The sequence below is a fragment of the Streptomyces sp. LUP47B genome (assembly GCF_001746295.1).
GTDB lineage: Bacteria > Actinomycetota > Actinomycetes > Streptomycetales > Streptomycetaceae > Streptomyces.
In genome coordinates this window covers 10,957-32,329 of the sequence record NZ_MJAH01000011.1, presented here as the reverse complement: position 1 = coordinate 32,329, position 21,373 = coordinate 10,957, and the positions used below count along the sequence as shown (strand labels likewise).

Here is a 21,373-nt window from a genome sequence, read left to right as displayed (position 1 = left end):
CGACTGGTTCAGGCCAGTGGCGGTTGTCGGCAGACGTGATTCGAGGAGGTGTCCGCTGGTTAGAAGACTGGAAGTGTTGTCGCAGCCCGGACCGAAAACCGTCGGGATCGTGCTGTGATCGTGAACACCGTGTTGTGCGGCGCCGTAGTGCTGGATACTGCGGGCAGCCGCCCCCGGTGACCGGTACCGGACGCGGTGAGCTGGAGGGGACGGTTCGCGTGAGCGAGATACCAGCGAAGGCCACGGAGTCGAAGGACCCGTTGGACGGCGCGAGGACGGAGGCCGCGGCTGATGCCGTGGCGCACGGCCGTCCCGGCGAGCCGCCGTCCGGTGACGCCATGTGGCAGAGCAGCCCGCCCGGCTCGATCTACGACTACATCAAGGTCGCGTCCTTCTCCATAGGCCCCGACGGCCTGGTCGAGCAGTGGAGCCTGCGCGCCGAGCAGCTCTTCGGCATCCCCGCCCGGCACGCCGTCGGCATGGACCCCATCGAGGCCTTCATCGACCCGGACCTGCGCGCGCAGGGCCAGCGCAAGATGGCGGAGATCCTGGACGGCCGCGAGTGGACCGGTGTGGTGCCCTTCCGGGTGCCCCCGTCGGCGGCCGACGGCGAGTGCGGCCGGGAGGGCCTCGCCGAGGTCTATGTGATGCCGACGCGGACCGAGGAGGGCGAGAAGGCCGCCGTCTGCATCGTCGTCGACGTGCGCACGCTGCGCAGCATCGAGACCGACCTCGCCGCCTCGCAGGCGATTTTCGGTCAATCTCCCTTCGGGTTCATCCTGATCGACCCCGACCTGCGGGTTCGCCGCGTCAACTACCGTTTCGCCTCCCTCTTCGGCGGCAGCCCGGACGACCACCGGGGCAAGGGCGTGCACGACTATCTGCCGCGCCCCGAGGCCGAGCGGGTCACCGCGACCCTGCGCCGGGTCCTGGAGACCGGCGACTCCATCACCGACATGCACGTCACGGGCTTTCTGCCCGGTTCCGACGAGCGCCGCCACTGGTCCATCAACCTGTACCGGGTGCGCAGCGGGTCCGGCCGGCCCATCGGCATCGCCTGGCTGGGAACCGACATCACCGCCCGCCGCGCCGCCGCCCGCGAGGCAGCCGCCGCCCGGCGCAATCTCGCCCTCCTGAACGAGGCCGGCGCCCGCATAGGCAACTCCCTCGACCTGGAGACCACGGCCCGCGAACTCCTCGATGTCGTCGTCCCCGGCTTCTGCGACCTGGCCACCGTCGACCTCTACCAGGGCCTCCTGGCCGGCGACGAGACCCCGCCGGGCCTCGCCGACGGCAGCGCGGAACTGCGCCGGGTCGCCTTCGCCAGCGCGGTCTCCGACGCCCCCTTCGTCGGCTCCGGCGACCCCGTCTCGGTCGGCGCCGTCCACCACTACCCCTTCAACTCGCCCTGCGCGGACGCCCTGCGCACCGCGCGCCCGCAGTACATCCCGGCCGAGGAGGGCGGCCTCGTGCAGTCCACGCTCGCCGTGCCGATGGTCGCCCACGACACCGTCGTAGGCCTCGCGCAGTTCTCCCGGACCAAGGGCAGCGAGCCGTTCGGGGACCGGGACCGGGACCTCGCGGTGGAGCTGGCGGCGCGGGCGGCGGTCTGTATCGACAACGCGCGCCTGTACCGGCGGGAGCACGAGCGGGCGCTGATACTGCAGCGGTCCCTGCTGCCCCCCGGCGACCCGGTCGCCTCCGGCCTGGACATCGCCTGCCGCTATCTGCCCGGCAACTCCTCCGCGGACCGGCCGAGCGAGGTCGGCGGTGACTGGTTCGACGTCATCGAACTGCCGGGACACCGTACGGCGTTGGTGGTCGGTGACGTGATGGGCCGTGGTCTGCGGGCGGCGGTGGCGATGGGGGAACTGCGGTCCGCCGTGCGCACTCTGGCCCTCCTGGACCTCGAACCGGCCGAGGTGCTCAGCGCCTTGGACGAGATCGCCCGCGGTCTCGGCGCACCCGGCGGTGTCCAGCAGGCCACCCGGGCGGCCCGCCGCCCCCGTGAGGCGGACCTGTCCGAGGTCTACCTCGCGACCTGCGTCTACGCCGTCTACGACTCGGTGACCCGCCGCTGCACCTTCGCCAACGCGGGGCACCTCCCGCCCGTCCTGGTGGAGCCTGGCGAGGACGCGCTGATGCTCGACGTGCCGCCCGGCATGCCGCTCGGCGTCGGTGGCGAGCCCTTCGAGGAGGTCGAGGTCGAACTACCCGAAGGCGCCCTGCTCGCGCTCTACACGGATGGACTGGTCGAAAGCCGCGATCATCCCCTCGACGAGGGGCTCCAGGCCTTCGTCGGAGCGCTCACCGACCCCTCCGCCCCCCTGGAGGACGTCTGCGACCACGTCCTCAACACCCTCGACACCCTCCACGGCGAGGACGACATCGCACTGCTGATGGCACGTGTCCAGGGCCTGCCCGTCGACTCGGTCGGCGACTGGACCCTGCCGCGCGAGCCCCGCAGTGTGGGCAAGGCCCGGGAGTACACGCGCGGTCGGCTGCTGAGCTGGGGCCTGGAGCCGCTCGTCGACACCACGGAACTCCTGGTCAGCGAGCTCGTCACCAACGCCCTGCGGTACGGCGAGGGGGACATCCGGCTACGGCTCCTGCTGGACCGCACCCTGGTCTGCGAGGTCTGGGACTCCGGACTCGTCCAGCCGCGCCGCCGCCGCGCCCGCGACACCGACGAGGGCGGCCGGGGCCTGCAACTGGTCGGCCTGCTCAGCGCGGCCTGGGGCTCCCGCCGTACACCGCGCGGCAAGACGGTGTGGTTCGAACTGCCGCTGCCCGACGGACAGAACGGCATGGTGGACCCGGCGGAGGCGTTGCTCAGCCTGTTCTGACTCCTGAGCCTGCTTCTAGGCGGGGTGCCCGCGCAGGCGTACGTCCTGTTCGGCGCGGCCACGCGCCTCGCGGGCCAGGGCGTCCGCCCGCGGGAGATCGTCGGTGAGCCGAGCCTGCGACAGCAGGACGCGGGGCGCGGCACCGACGGCCTCGCGGTGGACGGCGACGTAGTCGTCCGCCGCGGCGACGGACTCCCGGGCGACCAGCAGCGCGGCCACCGCGAGCACCCCGGACCGGCCGACCGCCAGGGGCGCGGTCGCCTGCACGATCCGACGCAGGACGCCGAGGGGGTCGTACGGCTGTCCGGACGTCGTCTCCTGTCGTACGGCGGCCAGCACCGCGTCGGCGTGCAGGAGCCGGGCGTAGGTCTCGCCCTCGTAGGGGGTGCTGTCGCGGAAGGGGGCCAGCTCGGCTTCCGCGCCCGTGAGCGCGGGCGGCATCAGCCGGGCGGCCTCGGTGCGCGCCGAGCGCAGCCGGGCCACGGCCGTCACCAGCACGTCCGCACGGGAGATCGCGGTCTCCGCCGCACGGAGGCGGTGGGCCGCCTCGTCCGGCCGGCCGGCGGCGGTGGCCTGGTGGGTCTGGTTGAGGTGCACGGTGGCGGTGACCAGGCTGTCCTTGGCCAGCTCGACGTACCCGGTGACGGAGTCGTCCAGGGGTGTCGTCTCCGCCCCGGCCGTGCGGGCGGTCAGCTCACGGAAGCGGGCCTCGGCCGACGCCAGGGCCGCGGCGGGGTCACGGTCCAGTGCCCGCAGGGTGCGCAGCTTCTCCGCCTCGGCGGTCAGCCGCAGCTCGGCCTCCTCACAGCGGCCCACGACCCCGGCGAGGGCGGCCGCCTCCTCCGGTACGCCTTCCTCGTACCGAGCCCGTATCGCGCACGCGGCCGACAGTTCGGCCTCCGCCGCCTCGGCCGCCGTCGCGAAGGGGCCGGAGACGGCCTCGGCGAAGAGCAGTTCCTCCCGGAAGGCGCGCAGGCGGTTGTCGGCGTCGACCAGCGCGGCCCGGGAGCGTTCATCGAGGTCGGTCGGCGGGGGCTGGGCCCCGGGGGCGGGATACGCGCCGACGTGGGTCGTACCGGCGGCCGCCGGTGTCGTACGGCTGCGGGTGCGGCGTATCCGGCGGACTGAACCGTAGGCGGCGAGGCCGAGCACCACGGCGAGCGCGGCCACCGGCAGGACCAGGTCGGTGCCGGAGCTCTCGTCCGCCGCCGGAGCGGCGGCGCTCGTGCGCACGCCCGCAGCCGGAGCGTCGTCATCGATCGTCATCCACGGCAACACCAGCCACAGAACCCCGACGACCACACCCACCAGGGCATGCGCCACCCGCACGAACAAGTGCGAGCGGCCCCGCCGAGGTCGGCCCCGTATCAAGGATGGCGTCACGTTTGGGAGCGTATGATCCGAAATGCCCTGACGCGAGCGGGGTGCGACGGGCGGGGGTACGCGAGGGGACGGGGGAGCGGATCCTCACGGCGAGGCGGAGAAGCGCCCACTTACACCTGAAGCCCCTGCACTCATGGGCCTGCCGTGCCACCCCGGAAAACCACCTGCGGTCCGGCGCACCGCACTGCGACGATCGGCCGAATGACCACCACCCGCAGACACCTCACCCGCGACGACCTCGCCCCCCTCGCCCGCGCCGCGACCGGCCGTGCCCTCACCGGCGTCACCCGGCTCCGCGGTGGCAGCAAGAAGGGTGTCTACCGGCTCGCCCTCGACGACGGCACGACGGTCGTCGCCTACGTCTGGTCGCCGGACGAGGACTACTGGGACGCCGGCCCCTCCGACCCCCGCGACCCCTTCTCCGCCGGCACCGGTCTCGATGTGTTCACGGCCGCCCACGACCGGCTGGTCGCGGCCGGCGTGCGCACCCCCCGCCTCCTGTACGCCGACCCCGCCATGGACGCCGTGGTCGTCGAGGACATGCGGGGCGGCAGTCTGGAGGAGGCGCTGGAGCGGGACCCGGTCGCCGATCATGCCGCGCTGCAGCTGCTGGCCGCCGAACTCCGGACTCTGCACACGCAGGAGGGCCCCGCCTTCGGCAAGGTCGCACTCGTCGACAACGGCGGTACCTCGTCGGCGGGGTCGGCCGCCCGGCGCATCACCGAGGGCGCCCTGCACCACATCGAGCAGGCCGCCGTACGGGATGAACGCATCGCCGTCGTACGGGAGCAGCTGGAGGAGACCGTACGACGGCTCGCCTCAGCCGTGCGGCCCCGCGCCCGGCACACCCTCGTCCACGGCGAACTCGGCGCCGACCACGTCCTGTTGGACGACCGGGGCAGGCCCGCCCTCATCGACATCGAAGGACTCATGTACGCCGACGTCGAGTGGGAGCACGTCTTCCTTCGCATCCGCTTCGGACCGCGGCACTACGACGTCCTGCGCGCCCCCGGCCTGGACGAGGACCGGATGCGCCTCTACCGCCTCGCCATGCACGTGTCCCTGGTCGCCGGCCCCCTCCGCCTGATCGAGGGCGACTTCCCGAATCCGGAAGGGATGCGGGAGATCGCGGAATCCAACCTGGTCAGGGTGCTGGAGCTCGTCGGCTAGGTGGACCTCCTCCTGATCTTTGAGCCCAGCCATACCAGCGGGTCGTACTTGCGGTCGACGGCTCGTTCCTTCAGTGGGATCAGTGCGTTGTCCGTGATCTTGATGCCCTCGGGGCAGACCTCCGTGCAGCACTTGGTGATGTTGCAGTAGCCGAGGCCGTGCTCGTCCTGGGCCGTCTTCTTGCGGTCCAGGCCGGACTCCTCGGCCGCGTCCAGCGGGTGCATGTCGAGTTCGGCCACCCGCATCAGGAAGCGTGGGCCCGCGAACGCCGTCTTGTTCTCCTCGTGGTCGCGGACGACATGGCAGGTGTCCTGGCACAGGAAGCACTCGATGCACTTGCGGAACTCCTGCGAGCGGTCCACGTCCTCCTGCATCATCCGGTACTCGCCCGGCCCGAGATCGGGCGGCGGCACGAACGCCGGCACCTCGCGCGCCTTCTGGTAGTTGAAGCCGACGTTCGTGACCAGATCCCGGACGACGGGGAAGGCCCGCAGCGGGGTGACCGTGATCGTCTCCTCCGGAGTGAACACCGACATGCGGGTCATGCACATCAGCCGGGGCCGCCCGTTGATCTCCGCGGAGCAGGAACCGCACTTGCCCGCCTTGCAGTTCCAGCGGACGGCGAGATCGGGCGCCTGGGTGGCCTGGAGGCGGTGGATGATGTCCAGCACCACTTCACCGTCGTTGACCTCGACCTTGAAGTCCTCCAGGTCCCCGCCCTTCACATCGCCCCGCCACACCTTGAAGTGGGCCGTGTAGCCGCTCATTCGTACAGCTCCTCTTCGGCGAGGTACTTGACCAGCTCCTCCTTGTCGAAGAGGGCGAGCAGGTCGGCGCGGATGGGGTCGGTGGTCTCACGGGTGAGGTCGATCTGACCCCGGACGGGGTCGGTCGCCGCCAGCCCGCCCGTGGGGTCGGTCAGTTGGCACAGCAGGTTGATCCGGCGCCACTCGCGGTCCATCGCCGGATGGTCCTCGCGGGTGTGGCCGCCGCGCGACTCGGTCCGCTCCAGCGCGGCCCGCGCCACACACTCGCTGACCAGCAGCATGTTCCTGAGGTCCAGCGCGAGGTGCCAGCCCGGGTTGAACTGCCGGTGCCCCTCGACCCCGGCCCGCCGGGCCCGTACCCGAAGATCCGCCAGCTTCTCCAGGGCCTGTTCCATCTCGCCCTCGCGGCGGATGATGCCGACCAGGTCGTTCATCGCCTGCTGGAGTTCCTGGTGCAGGGTGTACGGGTTCTCCGGAGGGCCTACGGCGGGCTCCGCGCCCTCCGCCGAGAACGGCCGCAGCGCCTCCGCCGCCGCCGCGTCGACCTGGACCTCGTCCACGGGCGGGCGGTCCGCCGCGAGCCCGGTCGCGTACTCGGCCGCGTGCCACCCCGCCCGGCGTCCGAAGACCAGCAGGTCGGAGAGGGAGTTGCCGCCCAACCGGTTCGAGCCGTGCATGCCGCCGGCCACCTCACCGGCCGCGAACAGCCCCGGCACCCCGCGCGCCGCCGCCGTGTCCGACTCGACCGCGACACCGCCCATCACGTAGTGACAGGTCGGCCCGACCTCCATCGGCTCGGCCGTGATGTCGACGTCGGCCAGCTCCTTGAACTGGTGGTACATCGAGGGGAGTCGTCGGCGGATGACCTCCGCCGGCATCCGCGTCGAGACGTCCAGGAAGACGCCGCCGTGCGGGGAGCCCCGGCCGGCCTTCACCTCGGAGTTGATCGCGCGGGCCACCTCGTCGCGGGGGAGCAGCTCGGGCGGGCGCCGGTTGTTGTCCGGGTCCTCGTACCAGCGGTCGCCCTCCTCCTCCGACTCGGCGTACTTCTCCTTGAAGACGTCCGGGACGTAGTCGAACATGAACCGCTTGCCGTCGGAGTTGCGCAGCACACCGCCGTCGCCACGGACCGACTCGGTGACGAGGATGCCCTTCACCGACGGCGGCCAGACCATGCCGGTCGGGTGGAACTGCACGAACTCCATGTTCAGCAGGGGCGCGCCGGCGAGCAGCGCCAGCGCGTGGCCGTCGCCGGTGTACTCCCACGAGTTCGACGTCACCTTGAAGGACTTGCCGATGCCACCGGTCGCGATCACGACGGCCGGGGCTTCCAGGACGAAGAAACGGCCGGTCTCGCGGTCGTAGGCGAAGACCCCGGAGACACGGTTCCCGTCCTTCAGGACCCTGGTCACCGTGCACTCCTGGTAGACCTTGAGGCGGGACTCGTAGTCGCCGGTCTCCTTGTGGTCCTCCTGCTGGAGCGAGACGATCTTCTGCTGGAGCGTGCGGATCAGCTCGAGGCCGGTGCGGTCGCCGACGTGGGCGAGGCGCGGGTACTCATGGCCGCCGAAGTTGCGCTGCGAGATCCGGCCGTCCTTCGTACGGTCGAACAGGGCGCCCCAGGTCTCCAGCTCCCAGACCCGGTCCGGGGCCTCCTGGGCGTGCAGTTCGGCCATCCGCCACTGGTTGAGGAACTTCCCGCCGCGCATGGTGTCGCGGAAGTGGACCTGCCAGTTGTCGTTCGAGTTGGCATTGCCCATGCTGGCCGCGATGCCGCCCTCGGCCATCACCGTGTGCGCCTTGCCGAACAGCGACTTGCAGATCACGGCCGTACGGGCACCGCGCTCCCGGGCCTCGATGGCGGCACGCAGCCCGGCCCCTCCGGCGCCGACCACGACGACGTCCCACTCCTGCCGGTCCACCACGGACATCAGAAAAACCTCGGATCGTCGAAAGCGCCGGAGGCGACCAGATACACGTAGAAGTCGGCGAGCGCCACGCTCACCAACGACGCCCAGGCGAGCTGCATGTGCCTGGCGTTGAGCTTCCCGGCCCACTGCCACATGCGGTAGCGCACGGGATGCTTGGAGAAATGCCTGAGCTTGCCGCCGACGATGTGCCGGCAGGAGTGGCACGAGATCGTGTACGCCCAGATCAGCACGATGTTGACCAGGAAGACGAGGGTGCCGAGGCCCATGTGTCCCCACTCGTACCGCTCGTTGCGGAACGAGAGCACGGTGTCGTAGGTCAGGATTCCGGCGACCACGATCGCGGCGTAGAAGAAGTACCGGTGGATGTTCTGCAGGATCAGCGGGAAGCGGGTCTCGCCGGTGTACTTCTTGTGCGGCTCGGCCACCGCGCAGGCCGGCGGGGACGCCCAGAAGCCCCGGTAGTAGGCCTTGCGGTAGTAGTAGCAGGTCAGGCGGAAGCCGAGCGGGAAGATCAGGATGATGATCGCGGGGGAGATGCCCCACCAGCCGCCGAAGATCTCCCAGTTGGGGCCGTGGCGCATGGGTGCGCAGCGCTCGGCGAGACAGGGGGAGTAGAACGGCGAGACATACGGGGCCGCGTAGTAGTCCGTGTCGGCGAAGGCCCGCCAGGTCGAGTACACGATGAAGGCGAGCAGCCCGGCGGCGGTGACCGCCGGTGCCAGCCACCAGCGGTCCGTGCGCAGGTGCGGAGCGTCGATCGCGGCGCGGGTACCGGTGCGTACGCCGCCGCGGGAGCTATGGGATTCGGTGTCGGGGGGTTCCGTACCAGTGGCCAACGCTTGACTCCGGTCGGGTTCAGGGGGCTCGCCGGTCGCGGGCGCCGAGTCCCTCGTCGTCCGAGTCCGTCCACAGGGTGTTGTCGTACGGGGTGTCGGAGATGGAGACGAGATCCGGGCGGCGCGCCTTCGCGAGCGCCGGGTCGGTCTCCTTCAGCAGCGCGAGGCTCTCGCGCAGCCGGTCGGTGTCGATCCGGACGCGGCGCATCTCCAGGCTGCCGCTGCCCAGCTGCTGCTCCAGGCGCTTGACGTACCTGAGCACCTCGTCGAGCGAGCGCTGCGCCGCTGTCAGTTCGTCGTTCACGGACATGACGTGACCTCACTTCCGTGGGCGGGGATGCCCTGGACGGGAACGGTCATGCGCCTGCGAGTGTTGCGCGTCACACCAGCCGGTGTGAAGGGACGTGCACGGATTGGCGGATCGTGAGCCTCCGTGCGCGCCCCTCGTGCGCCGTCGATTGCGCCGCACGGGTGGGCTTCCCGGTCGTTGTCGCCGTGTCGCCGTCCGTTGCCGAACCCTTTCCTCTTCAGTGGCCGCATACATGTGATCAGCACCATATACCGCCAAAAGTGATCATAACGCCCGCGGCTCCCGGAGGTAAGCAGAGATGTCCCACAACGGCGTCGCACTGCGCGCGGTCACGCGCTCGGTCGCCTTCCTGACCGCGGGAGCGCTCGCGGTGACCGCCCTCTCCGGGTGCAGCTCCGAGGAGAAGCGGAGCAAGCCCCTCGCCGCGCAGGACATCGCGCCCGCCGCCCGCAGCCTGGTCGCCGACGGCGGCACCCTGCACTGGGCCGTGGACGCCGTACCGGAGACCCTGAACACCTTCCAGTCGGACGCGGACGCGACCACCACCACCGTCGCCCAGGCGGTTCTGCCGTCGATGTACCGGCTCGACGCGAACGGCCGGCCGCAGGCCGACCCCGACTACCTGGAGTCGGCGAAGGTCGTCGAGACCAAGCCGAAGCAGGTCGTGCTGTACAAGCTGAACCAGCAGGCCGTGTGGAGCGACGGCCGGGAGATCGGCGCCGCCGACTTCGCCGCCCAGTGGCGCGCCCTGTCCGGCAAGGACTCCGCGTACTGGACCGCCCGCAATGCCGGCTACGAGCGCATCGAGAAGATCGAACGCGGGGCCGACGACCTGGAGGTCCGGGTCACCTTCGCGCGGCCGTACGCCGACTGGCGCTCGCTGTTCTCACCGCTGTACCCGAAGGACGTCATGGGCACCCCGGACTCCTTCAACGACTCCGCCCGCAAGAAACTCAAGGTCACCGCCGGTCCCTTCACGCTGAAGAAGGTCGACCGCAAGGACGACGAGGTCATCCTTGCCCGCAGTGCGCGCTGGTGGGGCCACCCGGCCAAGCTGGACCAGATCGTGCTCCGTGCCGTGCCGCGCGACAAGCGGGCCGCCGCGCTGGCCGCCGGTGAGATCGAGCTCGCCGAGGTCGACCCCGAGGCCCTCGGCCGCATCGGCCTCGCCGCCCGCGCCGGGGCCACGCCCGGCAGCAGCCCGCTCGCGGGCCCGGGCGGACTTCCCGCGCACGGCTCCGGCAGCAACCTGGGCGCCGCCGACGCGCTGCGTTCCTGGGCCCTCGCCCACGACGAGGACGAGGAGGACGCCGACGACGAGCTCAGTGCCCGGCAGAAGGAGCGCAAGGCGCTCGCCGCCTACCAGCGCGAGCAGGCGGCCCTGAAGGGCTTCGAGATCCGCAGGTCCCTGGAGCCCGCTTACACCCAGCTCGCCCTCAACGGCGCCTCTGGCCCGCTCGCCGACGAGCGGGTCCGCCGGGCTGTGGCGCGCGCCCTCGACCGCAAGGTGCTGGCCGGCGTCGTTCTCTCCCCGCTCGGGCTGCCCGCCGTGCCCGTCGGCAGCCACCTCGCGCTCTCCGGCCAGGACGCCTACGCCGACAACAGCGGCGCGCTCGGCGGCCAGGACACCGAGGAGGCCCAGGCGCTCCTCGCGGACGCCGGGTGGGTGGCCGGCGGCAAGGTCGAGAAGGAGAAGAAGGAGAAGAAGAAGGGCGAGAAGGCCGCTGGAGCCAAGGGCAAGAAGACGGAGAAGGAGGACGACGGCACGTACGTCGTCGGCGAGGACGACAAGGGCGACGACAAGGACCCCAAGGACCACCCCAAGGGCGTGGACGCTCCGCGGCATCTCGCTCAGGACGGCAAGCGGTACGCGAACAAGCTGAGGCAGGGCGGCGCTCCCGGGGCCTACGCCCCCAAGGGCACGGCGGCTCCGGCGGACGCGGCGAAGAAGGTGCTGGCCAAGAACGGCAAGGCGCTCGCCCTGCGGTTCGTGCTGCCGTCCGGCCCCGGGTCCGGCACGCTGCGGACGGTGGCCGGTCGGATCTCCTCGATGCTGGAGAAGGTCGGTATCCGGACGGAGATCTCCAAGGTCTCCGACGAGAGCTACTTCAAGGACCACATCGCGTCCGGGGAGTACGACCTGGCGTTGTACTCCTGGCCCGCGTCCGCGTTCCCCGCCACCGACGCCCGCCCGATCTTCGCGAAGCCGGTGCCGGCCGCGGACGGCTCGCTCAACGTCGAGCAGAACTACACGCGGGTCGGCACCGACCAGGTGGACCAGCTCTTCGACCGGGCTGTCGCCACTCTCGACGAGGGCAAGAGCCGCAGCCTGATCCGCAAGGCCGATTCCCGGATCTGGGCCGCCGCCGGGTCCATCCCGCTGTATCAGCGTCCCCAGCTGATCGCCGTGAAGAAGGACGTGGTCAACGCCGGTGCCTTCGGATTCCGGACGCCCGTCTACGAGGACATGGGCTTCCTGAAGAAGGGCGGGAAAGGCTCGGGCCGGCCGTCCGGGGACTGAGCCCGGCGAGCCTCCGCCCGGGAGGCAACGTACGATGGGGTGAGGCCGTGGCGTGTCAAGCCCGGCAGGCCCGCGTCACACGGACGTTCGTAGCAGGGCCTTCTCACCACTTGGGAGTACGCCGCAATATGGCCACGCGCCACGACATCCGCAATGTCGCCATCGTCGCCCACGTCGACCACGGCAAGACGACTCTTGTCGACGCCATGCTGAAGCAGGCCGGTGCCTTCGCCGCGCACGCTGCCGAGTCGCTCGACGACCGCATGATGGACTCGAATGACCTGGAGCGTGAGAAGGGCATCACGATCCTGGCCAAGAACACGGCCGTGAAGTACCACCCGAAGGATGGCGGCGACGTCATCACCATCAACATCATCGACACCCCCGGCCACGCCGACTTCGGTGGCGAGGTGGAGCGCGGTCTGTCGATGGTGGACGCGGTGGTCCTGCTGGTCGACGCCTCCGAGGGGCCGCTGCCGCAGACCCGCTTCGTGCTGCGCAAGGCGCTGCAGCAGCGCCTGCCGGTCATCCTGTGCATCAACAAGACCGACCGCCCGGACTCCCGGATCGACGAGGTCGTCAACGAGACGTACGACCTCTTCCTGGACCTGGACGCGGACGAGGAGCAGATCGAGTTCCCCATCGTCTACGCGTGCGCGCGTGACGGTGTCGCCTCGCTGACCAAGCCGGAGAACGGCACGGTCCCGGCGGACAGCGACAACCTGGAGCCGTTCTTCACCACGATCCTGTCGCACGTCCCGGCCCCGGAGTACGACGAGACGGCCCCCCTCCAGGCGCACGTCACCAACCTGGACGCCGACAACTTCCTCGGCCGCATCGCGCTGCTCCGCGTCGAGCAGGGCGAGCTGCGCAAGGGCCAGACCGTCACGTGGATCAAGCGCGACGGCACGATGTCCAACGTCCGCATCACCGAGCTGCTGATGACCGAGGCGCTCACCCGCAAGCCCGCCGAGATGGCCGGCCCCGGTGACATCTGTGCCGTCGCCGGTATCCCGGACATCATGATCGGTGAGACGCTCGCGGACCCCGAGAACCCGATCCCGCTGCCGCTGATCACGGTCGACGAACCGGCGATCTCCATGACCATCGGTACGAACACCTCGCCGCTGGTCGGCCGGGGCGGCACCGGCAAGGGCGCCTCGGCCAAGGCCGCGGTCAAGGACCGCAAGGTGACCGCCCGTCAGGTCAAGGACCGCCTCGACCGCGAGCTCATCGGTAACGTCTCCCTCCGTGTGCTCGACACCGAGCGCCCGGACGCCTGGGAGGTCCAGGGCCGTGGCGAGCTCGCGCTCGCCATCCTGGTCGAGCAGATGCGCCGTGAGGGCTTCGAGCTGACGATCGGCAAGCCGCAGGTCGTCACCAAGATCGTCGACGGCAAGGTGTACGAGCCCGTCGAGCGCATGACGATCGACGTCCCCGAGGAGCACATGGGCGCGGTCACGCAGCTCATGGGCGTCCGCAAGGGCCGTATGGACAACATGTCGAACCACGGCTCCGGTTGGGTCCGTATGGAGTTCGTCGTGCCGTCCCGCGGCCTCATCGGCTTCCGTACGGAGTTCCTGACCGGCACCCGTGGCACGGGCATCGCCCACTCCATCCACGAGGGCCACGAGCCGTGGTTCGGCACCCTGACGACCCGTAACAACGGCTCGTTGGTCGCCGACCGCGCCGGTGCCGTCACCGCCTTCGCGATGACGAACCTTCAGGAGCGCGGTGTGCTGTTCACCGACCCGGGCACCGAGGTGTACGAGGGCATGATCGTCGGCGAGAACTCGCGCTCCGACGACATGGACGTGAACATCACCAAGGAGAAGAAGCTGACGAACATGCGGTCGGCCTCGGCCGACTCGTTCGAGGCGATCGTCCCGCCGCGCAAGCTCTCCCTGGAGCAGTCCCTGGAGTTCTGCCGCGACGACGAGTGCGTCGAGGTGACCCCGGAAGCGGTCCGCATCCGTAAGGTCAACCTGGACGCCCGCGAGCGCGCCCGCGCCGCGAGCCGCGCCAAGCACGGCTGATCCCACCGCCGGCGAATGTCGGCAGCCCGGTTCTCCGAGACACGGGGAACCGGGCCTCAGGCGTGTCCGCCGATACCTGTCCGTGACCTATGAGTGACCGTCCGGATATCGGTAATGCGCCCAGGTGTTTCGGACATGTGAACAGAAATCCATTGCGGTATGTCCGTTTTGACGGTCTGTCGGTTCACGTGTCAAGCGCGCGCAGGTGTCAATCTTTGCAATTTTTCCTCAAAATATGGTCGGTAGGGAGATCCCTATGCCTTCCGCCCTTGACGCGCGTTGAACACTTTGGCGAAAGTTCCCCCAAACCACAGAACCTGCCGGTATCTGTGCTGCGCTCAACTCTCCAACCCCCCGGGGGAAGTACACACATGACCAGTCCAGTCGCCTTGGACCCCGAGCTCGAGACGGACGCCGAGCCTGTCAAGGGCGAGCAGAAGCTCGAGGGTCGTTCTCCCGGCCAGTTGATGTGGCAGCGCTTCAAGCGTGACCGTACCGGTGTCATCTGCGCCGTGGTAGTGATTTTGTACTTCGTGATCTCGCTGCTCGCGCCGCTGCTGGTCAAGCTGAGCGGGACCGACCCGTACACGCTGTACGGGCAGGACCCGACCTACGCCGACAAGCCGATCCTGGATCAGTTCGGGCTGCCCCTGGGCTACTTCGGCGGCGTCTCCGGCGACCACTGGTTCGGTGTGGAGCCGCAGTACGGCCGTGACCTGTTCGCCATGCTCGTGTACGGCATGCGGACATCGCTGTTCATGGCTCTCGGTGTGACGGTCCTGCTGATGGTCACGGGCGTGATCATCGGTCTGATCGGCGGATACTTCGGTGGTCGCACCGACTACTGGATCGGCCGGGTCACCGACTTCTTCCTGTCCTTCCCCCAGCAGCTGTTCTTCATCGCCTTCATGCCCGTGGTCACCGCATTCTTCGTCGACCCGCGGGAGGCGACCCCCACGTACTTCCGCGCACTGGCGATGCTGGTCGTGCTGTGGCTGCTGGGCTGGATGGGTATGGCGCGTCTGGTCCGCTCGACCGTGCTGTCCCTGCGTGAGAGGGAGTTCGTCGAGGCCGCGAAGGTCTCCGGTGCCTCCCCCTGGCGGATCGTCCGCAAGGAGATCCTGCCGAACGTGGTGACGCCGATCCTGGTGCAGTTCACGTTCCAGCTGCCCAGCACCATCCTCACCATCGCCTTCCTTTCCTTCGCCGGAGTCGGGTTCGTCGAGCCGACTCCGGACTGGGGACGACTGTTCGCCGCCGCTGCCAAGTACACCGAGCAGGACCCGGCGTTCCTCTTCTTCCCCGGCGCGGCGCTGGTGATCTTCGTTCTGGCCTTCAACCTCCTCGGAGACTCGGTCCGGGACGCTTTCGACCCCAAGTCCGGGCGGTAACTCGTCCATTGGTGGGGGGTGACTGCCGCCCCCGCGTCGGCCTACCAGCCACGTCAGGCAGTACTCATGGATAACAACCGACAGGTAGGTAATCGCCTCATGAAGCCCATCAGCTCGCGCAGAGCGCGTGCAATCGTCGTCGCCCTCGCGGCCGGTTCCCTGGCTCTCACGGCCTGCTCCAAGAACGACGGCGGCGACTCCGGTGCCGACTCGAAGAAGGACCAGAAGGAGGCCTCCGTCCAGTCGAAGGCGGTCACCTACGCCGACGCCGCGGGCTCCACGGGTCCTGCCCAGGAAGTCACCGGCGCCAAGGCCGGCGGCACGATCAACGTGTACCAGGAGGCGGGCCTCTCGCACCTGGACCCGGGCCAGATCTACGTCTCCGACGCGGGCCAGGTCGCCAACCTGCTCTTCCGTCGTCTGACGCAGTTCAAGGAGGACGACAAGGGCAACGTCTCGGTCGTCGGCGACCTCGCCACCGACTCCGGCAAGTCCTCGGACGGCGGCAAGACCTGGACCTTCACGCTGAAGGACGGCATCAAGGACCAGAACGGCAACGCCATCACGTCCGCCGACGTCCGCCACACCGTCGAGCGCCAGTACGCGAAGTTCATCTTCGACGGCCCGACCTACCTGCAGACCTGGCTGAGCGGCGCGGACTACCGCAAGGCGCTCCCGGACGGCGGCTTCGGCAAGAAGCACCTGCCGGACTCGGTCCTCGCCACCCCGGACGACAAGACGGTCGTCTTCCACTTCGACACCGCGCGCCCGGACCTGCCGCAGACCCTGGCCATGGCCGGCTACGCCATCGTCCCCGCGAAGACGGACACCAAGGAGAAGTACGACAAGGCCCCGGTCGCCACGGGCCCGTACAAGATCGCCTCCAACAAGGTCGGCAAGGAACTCGTTCTCACGAAGAACACCAACTGGGACCCGAAGACCGACTCCGTCCGGCACCAGTACGCCAACAGCTTCGACCTCCAGTTCGGCGTCACCGAGTCGACCCAGACCAAGCGTCTGATCGCCGACCAGGGCGAGGACAAGAACGCCATCCAGCTCACCGGCGGCGTCGAGTCCACGCAGATCCAGGACGTCATCGGCAACGCCGCGGTCAGCAAGCGCACGGTCAAGGGCTACCAGCCCTACGTCATGCAGCTGACCTTCAACCTCGACCGGGTCAAGGACCTCAAGGTCCGCCAGGCCATCACGTACGCGGTCAACTCCAAGTCGCTCATCGCCGGTGAGGGCGGTGCCTACGGCGGCGACGTGGCGCCGAACTACTTCGCCCCGACCCTGCCGGGCTACGAGGCGAACTACGACCCCTACGGCCGTCTGAAGGCGCCGCAGGGCAACATCGCGAAGGCCAAGGAGATCCTCAAGGGTGTCCCGGCCGCCGAGAAGAAGGTCGTCTTCGCCTACTCCAACAGCGAGGCCGGTCAGAAGCGCAAGGTCGCCATCGAGGACGCGCTGACCAAGGTCGGCTTCAACGTGGTGTCCAAGGAAGTCGACTCCGCGAGCTACTACGAGCAGATCGGCAAGCTCAACAACCCGTACGACATGTACATCTCCGGCTGGGGCCAGGACTGGCCGTCGCCGGGCACGGTTGTCACGCCCATCTACGACGGCACCCAGGTCGCCGACGGTTCCTCGAACTACTCGCACGTCAAGGACCCGAAGGTCGACGCCCTGATCAAGCAGGCGCTCTCCGAGGACCCGACCGCGGCCGCCAAGACGTGGAAGGAAGCCCAGCACTACCTGCTGGAGAAGGTCCTCCCGGCCGCCCCGCTCTGGTACACCAAGCAGTTCCAGCTCTCCGGTTCGAACATCGGCGGTGCCCGCTACGGCTCGGTGTCCAGCCTCATCGACATCACCCGCCTCTACGTGAAGTCGTAACTCTCTACGGCTGATCGCGGGGGTGCGCACCAGGCGGAGCGCACCCCCGCACCTCCGTGAAACCTCCCACCGTCTCCGCAGAGAGCAGCCCTCCCGCCATGTTTCAGTTCATCATCCGGCGCACGGTCGGTGCCCTGGTCACCCTGTTCCTCATCGGCGCCGCCACGTTCTTCCTGTTCGTCGCCGCGCCCTCCGACTACGCCTCCCTGGCCTGTGGCAAGGACTGCTCGCCCGCGAGACTGGAGGACATCCGCCAGGCACTCGGCCTCAACCTGCCGATCCACCAGCAGTTCTGGGACTTCATGTCCGGCATCGTGATGGGCCGTGACTACCCCACCGGGCACTGCAGCGCGCCCTGTCTCGGCCAGTCGTTCTACTCGGGCGACATGGTCTGGTCGACCATCATGGACCGCTTCCCGACGACCCTCACGCTCACCGCGGGCGGCGCGATCGTCTTCGTCATCGTGGGTGTCGGCGCCGGCATGATCGCCGCCTACCGGCGCGGCACGCTGGTCGACAAGGTCGCCACCGGTGTGTCGATGGTGCTCAGTTCGTTCCAGATCTACGTGCTCGGACCGATCGTCCTGCTGATCTTCGTCTACAGCACCGGCTGGATGGACAACCCGGCCTACCACCCGATCACCGACGATCCCTGGAAGTGGTTCACCGGCCTGCTGCTGCCCACGCTGGTGATGGCCACCATCTTCACCGCGCAGTACACCCGTATGGCCCGCTCCTCGATGATCGAGCAACTCGCGGAGGAGCACGTCCGTACCGCCCGCGCCAAGGGCATGTCGAACAAGTACGTCTTCTTCCGCTACGCCTGGCGCGGTTCGATGATCCCGATCGTCACCGTCCTCGGCATCGACATCAGCTCGATGCTCGGCGGCGCGGTGGTCACCGAGCTGACCTTCTCGCTCCAGGGGATCGGCCGCCTCGCCGTGGACGGCGCGGTCCACAAGGACCTGCCGCTCACGATGGGCGTCATGATGTTCGGTGCCTTCTTCATCCTGATCGTCAACATCCTCACGGACATCGCGTACGCCGTCATCGACCCGCGCGTCCGTCTCTCCTAGGAAGAACGAACCACCGTGACCACACTGACCAAGACCGAGGACGCGCCGGCCCCTTCCGGCTCGGACAGCTTCCTCTCAGTGCGCGATCTGAAGGTGCAGTTCTCCACCGAGGACGGCATCGTCAAGGCCGTCGACGGCCTGTCCTTCGACGTCGAGCGCGGTAAGACCCTGGGGATCGTCGGCGAGTCCGGCTCCGGCAAGTCCGTCACCAACCTGACGGTCCTGGGCCTGCACAACCCCCGCACCACCACCGTCGACGGGGAGATCATCCTCGACGGCAAGGAACTCGTCACCGCCGGCGAGCGGGAACTGGAGCAGCTCCGCGGCAACAAGATGGCGATGATCTTCCAGGACCCGCTGACCGCCCTGTCGCCGTTCTACACGGTGGGCCGGCAGCTGGCCGAGCCGTTCGTGAAGCACCGGGGCGCCTCCAAGAAGGAGGCCAGGGACCGTGCCGTCCAGATGCTGGAGAAGGTCGGCATCCCGCAGCCCAAGCAGCGCTACGACGACTACCCGCACCAGTTCTCAGGCGGTATGCGTCAGCGCGCGATGATCGCCATGGCGCTGATGTGCGACCCCGACCTGCTGATCGCCGACGAGCCGACCACCGCGCTGGACGTCACCGTGCAGGCCCAGATCCTGGACCTGCTCAAGGACCTCCAGCAGGAGTTCGGCTCCGCGATCATCTTCATCACGCACGACCTCGGCGTCATCTCGAACATGGCCGACGACCTGCTGGTGATGTACGCGGGCCGGGCCGTGGAGCGCGGCTCCGTCCGGGAGGTCCTGGGCGCGCCCAAGCACCCCTACACCTGGGGCCTGCTGAGCTCGATGCCCCGCCTGGACGGCGACATCAACGCGGCGCTGGAGCCGATCCCCGGCTCGCCGCCCTCGCTGCTCAACCCGCCCTCCGGCTGCCCGTTCCACCCGCGGTGCGCTTTCAAGGACGAGGTGCCGGGCACGCTGTGCACCGACTCCCGCCCGCCGCTGGGCGAGGGGCGCGCCTCCGCGTGCCACCTGACGGCCGAGCAGAAGCAGACCATCTTCATCGACAAGATCCAGCCCCGGCTGCGCTAGGGAGATCCGAGACATGAGCGACAACCTCACCCTCCCCGCCCAGCAGGGTTCCACCGGTACGTCGACCGAGGAACTCCTCAAGGTCGAGGGCCTGACCAAGCACTTCCCGATCTACGGCGGCTTCCCGATCAAACGCAAGGTCGGCGCCGTCCAGGCCGTCGACGGGGTCGACCTGACGGTCGGCGTCGGCGAGAGCGTCGGCCTGGTCGGCGAGTCCGGCTGCGGCAAGTCGACGACGGGCCGGCTGATCACGCGGCTCCTGGAGCCGACGGCGGGCAAGATCACGTACTCCGGTCAGGACATCACGCACGCCTCGCGCCGTCAGCTGGCGCCGGTGCGGTCCGAGATCCAGATGATCTTCCAGGACCCGTACTCCTCGCTGAACCCGCGGCAGACCGTCGGCTCGATCATCAAGTCGCCGATGGAGGTCAACGGGATCGAGCCGGAGGGCGGCCAGGAGACGAGGGTCCGCGAGCTCCTGGAGCTGGTCGGCCTCAACCCCGAGCACTACAACCGCTTCCCGCACGAGTTCTCCGGCGGTCAGCGTCAGCGCATCGGCGTGGCCCGTGCGCTGGCCCTCCAACCGAAGCTGATCGTGGCGGACGAGCCGGTCTCCGCGCTGGACGTGTCGATCCAGGCGCAGGTCGTCAACCTGCTCAAGAAGGTCCAGGACGAGCTGGGCATCGCCTTCCTGTTCATCGCCCACGACCTGGCCGTCGTACGGCACTTCTCGCAGCGCGTCGCGGTCATGTACCTCGGCAAGATCGTCGAGGTCGGCGACCGGGAGTCGATCTACAACCGGCCCCGGCACCCGTACACGCACGCCCTGCTCTCCGCGGTGCCGGAGGTCGACATCGACGGCACGGGTGCGAGCCGTGAGCGGATCCGCCTGTCCGGCGACGTCCCCTCGCCGATCCTGCCGCCGTCCGGCTGCCGCTTCCGCACCCGGTGCTGGAAGGCGCAGGACAAGTGCGCCACGGACGAGCCCCCGCTGGTCCAGATCTCTGGCAACCTGGCCGGCCACCTCACGGCCTGCCACTTCCCGGAGGACCCGACCATCGAGGCCCGTGACGAGGACGTGATCATGGACCCGGCGCTGAAGGCGCTGGAGGACGCGGCGGAGCCGTCCGCGTCGGACGAGGCGCCGTCCAAGGACTGACGCACCCTGCACGACCCCCGGCCGGGGGCGGAGGCACTGCGCCTCTGCCCCCGGCCGCAGTTCCACCCTGGCTCGCCGAGCCGACGCCGGTGGGGGTGACCGGGGGAGTTGTCCGAGGAACTCCCTGCGCCTCCTCCAGAGGAGGCGGGGACCACGGCGTCGGAGCCAGGGCTGATCGGCCGTCAGCGCCTGGTCAAAACGCTGTGCCCGCCGCGCGTTTCCCGGGCCCGACTCATCGTCGCGGTGCGGGGACGCCCACGTGGGCCTGGCGACGCCTGGACCTGCTGCCGGTCTGGCCTGTCGTCCCCCTGACCCCCGGCACGTGGGCTTGCCGGTTCCCTGTCTCACGGTGGCTGCGTCTGACGGTGCCGCGATCTGCCGGCGGGTCCCGTGAGTCACCGGCACCCTGGCCTGGCGGCCTCCCGCCCCATGGGCGGCTTGGTCCGCGGGGACCGTGGCTCGGCGGCACCTGGCACGGCGACGCTCCGACCCGTTGCCCTGGGCCCGCTCGGCCCCGGTTCTCTGGCCCATGGGCGGCTTGGTCCGCGGGGACCGTGGTTCAGCGGCACCTGGCACGCCGACGCTCCGACCCGTTGCCCTGGGCCCGCTCGGCCCCGGTTCTCTGGCCCATGGGCGGCTTGGTCCGCGGGGACCGTGGCTCGGCGGCACCTGGCACGCCGACGCTCCGACCCGTTGCCCCGGGCCCGCTCGGCCCCAGCTCTCTGGCCCATGGGCGGCTTGGTCCGCCGGGACCGTGGCTCGGCGGCACCTGGCACGCCGACGCCGCGACCCCCTTCAACCCCTCGTCCCGCTGACCCCGAGCCCTTAGCCCCTTCGTCCCCCTGACCCCTGACCCCTGACCCCCGACCCTTCGGCCCCTCCCCCCTCCCCCCTGCCCCCCGACCCTTCGGCCCCTCCCCCCTCCCCCCTGCCCCCCGACCCTTCGGCCCCTCCCCCCTCCCCCCTGCCCCCCGACC

14 protein-coding genes are annotated in these 21,373 nt (G+C 69.6%); 9 read left to right on the top strand and 5 right to left on the bottom strand.

Annotated features, from left to right (window positions below; genetic code table 11):
• Positions 1-218: 218 nt before the first annotated feature.
• Positions 219-2,846 carry a SpoIIE family protein phosphatase gene (locus BFN33_RS30190; protein ID WP_069763323.1) on the top strand — a complete coding sequence of 876 codons (2,628 nt, stop codon included), beginning with the start codon at positions 219-221 and terminating at the stop codon, positions 2,844-2,846.
• Positions 2,847-2,861: 15 nt separating this feature from the next.
• Here the strand turns inward: BFN33_RS30190 and BFN33_RS53310 are convergent, their stop codons facing one another.
• Positions 2,862-4,229, bottom strand: a complete 1,368-nt coding sequence (locus tag BFN33_RS53310; protein ID WP_176742495.1) for a hypothetical protein — start codon at positions 4,227-4,229, stop codon at positions 2,862-2,864.
• A 201-nt stretch (positions 4,230-4,430) separates the two neighbouring features.
• Between BFN33_RS53310 and BFN33_RS30180 the strand changes: the two genes are divergently transcribed.
• On the top strand, positions 4,431-5,399 hold the full coding sequence (locus BFN33_RS30180; protein ID WP_069763322.1) for a phosphotransferase: 969 nt from the start codon (positions 4,431-4,433) through the stop codon (positions 5,397-5,399).
• On the opposite strand, the gene BFN33_RS30175 is transcribed toward BFN33_RS30180, so the two are convergent.
• From BFN33_RS30175 to BFN33_RS30160, 4 genes are read right to left on the bottom strand one after another with little or no spacing between them, the layout of a single operon-like run.
• Positions 5,396-6,166: a succinate dehydrogenase/fumarate reductase iron-sulfur subunit gene (locus BFN33_RS30175; RefSeq protein ID WP_069763321.1), complete on the bottom strand. Its 771-nt coding sequence runs from the start codon at positions 6,164-6,166 to the stop codon at positions 5,396-5,398. The genes BFN33_RS30180 and BFN33_RS30175 overlap by 4 nt on opposite strands.
• On the bottom strand, positions 6,163-8,097 hold the full coding sequence (locus tag BFN33_RS30170) for a fumarate reductase/succinate dehydrogenase flavoprotein subunit (protein ID WP_069763320.1): 1,935 nt from the start codon (positions 8,095-8,097) through the stop codon (positions 6,163-6,165). The genes BFN33_RS30175 and BFN33_RS30170 overlap by 4 nt, the downstream gene beginning before the upstream one ends.
• Entirely contained in the window at positions 8,097-8,933 is an 837-nt protein-coding gene (locus tag BFN33_RS30165; RefSeq protein WP_069763319.1) for a hypothetical protein, read from the bottom strand. Before BFN33_RS30165 ends, BFN33_RS30170 begins: the two co-directional genes overlap by 1 nt.
• A gap of 19 nt (positions 8,934-8,952) precedes the next feature.
• Positions 8,953-9,243 (bottom strand): hypothetical protein, encoded by a 291-nt coding sequence (locus BFN33_RS30160; RefSeq protein WP_069763318.1) that lies wholly within the window; start codon positions 9,241-9,243, stop codon positions 8,953-8,955.
• Between the two features lie 298 nt (positions 9,244-9,541).
• On the opposite strand from BFN33_RS30160, the gene BFN33_RS30155 reads away from it, so the two are divergent.
• The 7 genes from BFN33_RS30155 (at position 9,542) to BFN33_RS30125 (ending at position 20,396) form a co-directional block, all read left to right on the top strand.
• Positions 9,542-11,764 (top strand): ABC transporter family substrate-binding protein, encoded by a 2,223-nt coding sequence (locus BFN33_RS30155; protein ID WP_069763317.1) that lies wholly within the window; start codon positions 9,542-9,544, stop codon positions 11,762-11,764.
• Between the two features lie 128 nt (positions 11,765-11,892).
• Positions 11,893-13,800 carry a translational GTPase TypA gene (gene typA / locus BFN33_RS30150; protein ID WP_069763316.1) on the top strand — a complete coding sequence of 636 codons (1,908 nt, stop codon included), beginning with the start codon at positions 11,893-11,895 and terminating at the stop codon, positions 13,798-13,800.
• 371 nt (positions 13,801-14,171) lie between these two features.
• Complete coding sequence (locus BFN33_RS30145) at positions 14,172-15,191, top strand: ABC transporter permease (protein ID WP_069763315.1); 1,020 nt, start codon at positions 14,172-14,174, stop codon at positions 15,189-15,191.
• A 99-nt stretch (positions 15,192-15,290) separates the two neighbouring features.
• Complete coding sequence (locus BFN33_RS30140) at positions 15,291-17,084, top strand: ABC transporter substrate-binding protein (RefSeq protein ID WP_069763314.1); 1,794 nt, start codon at positions 15,291-15,293, stop codon at positions 17,082-17,084.
• Positions 17,085-17,182: 98 nt separating this feature from the next.
• Positions 17,183-18,160, top strand: coding sequence for an ABC transporter permease (locus tag BFN33_RS30135; RefSeq protein ID WP_069763313.1), 978 nt, complete (start codon positions 17,183-17,185; stop codon positions 18,158-18,160).
• A 15-nt stretch (positions 18,161-18,175) separates the two neighbouring features.
• Positions 18,176-19,237, top strand: a complete 1,062-nt coding sequence (locus BFN33_RS30130; protein ID WP_069763312.1) for an ABC transporter ATP-binding protein — start codon at positions 18,176-18,178, stop codon at positions 19,235-19,237.
• A 13-nt stretch (positions 19,238-19,250) separates the two neighbouring features.
• On the top strand, positions 19,251-20,396 hold the full coding sequence (locus BFN33_RS30125) for an ABC transporter ATP-binding protein (protein ID WP_069763311.1): 1,146 nt from the start codon (positions 19,251-19,253) through the stop codon (positions 20,394-20,396).
• Positions 20,397-21,373: the final 977 nt, after the last annotated feature.

Bases quoted from the DNA above. Each gene is read 5' to 3' on its own strand.
- BFN33_RS30180 (WP_069763322.1), top strand. From the start codon at position 4,431: ATGACCACCACCCGCAGACACCTCACCCGCGACGACCTCGCCCCCCTC.
- BFN33_RS30175 (WP_069763321.1), bottom strand. From the start codon at position 6,166: ATGAGCGGCTACACGGCCCACTTCAAGGTGTGGCGGGGCGATGTGAAG.
- BFN33_RS30170 (WP_069763320.1), bottom strand. From the start codon at position 8,097: ATGTCCGTGGTGGACCGGCAGGAGTGGGACGTCGTCGTGGTCGGCGCC.
- BFN33_RS30160 (WP_069763318.1), bottom strand. From the start codon at position 9,243: ATGTCCGTGAACGACGAACTGACAGCGGCGCAGCGCTCGCTCGACGAG.
- BFN33_RS30155 (WP_069763317.1), top strand. From the start codon at position 9,542: ATGTCCCACAACGGCGTCGCACTGCGCGCGGTCACGCGCTCGGTCGCC.
- typA (WP_069763316.1), top strand. From the start codon at position 11,893: ATGGCCACGCGCCACGACATCCGCAATGTCGCCATCGTCGCCCACGTC.
- BFN33_RS30145 (WP_069763315.1), top strand. From the start codon at position 14,172: ATGACCAGTCCAGTCGCCTTGGACCCCGAGCTCGAGACGGACGCCGAG.
- BFN33_RS30140 (WP_069763314.1), top strand. From the start codon at position 15,291: ATGAAGCCCATCAGCTCGCGCAGAGCGCGTGCAATCGTCGTCGCCCTC.
- BFN33_RS30135 (WP_069763313.1), top strand. From the start codon at position 17,183: ATGTTTCAGTTCATCATCCGGCGCACGGTCGGTGCCCTGGTCACCCTG.
- BFN33_RS30125 (WP_069763311.1), top strand. From the start codon at position 19,251: ATGAGCGACAACCTCACCCTCCCCGCCCAGCAGGGTTCCACCGGTACG.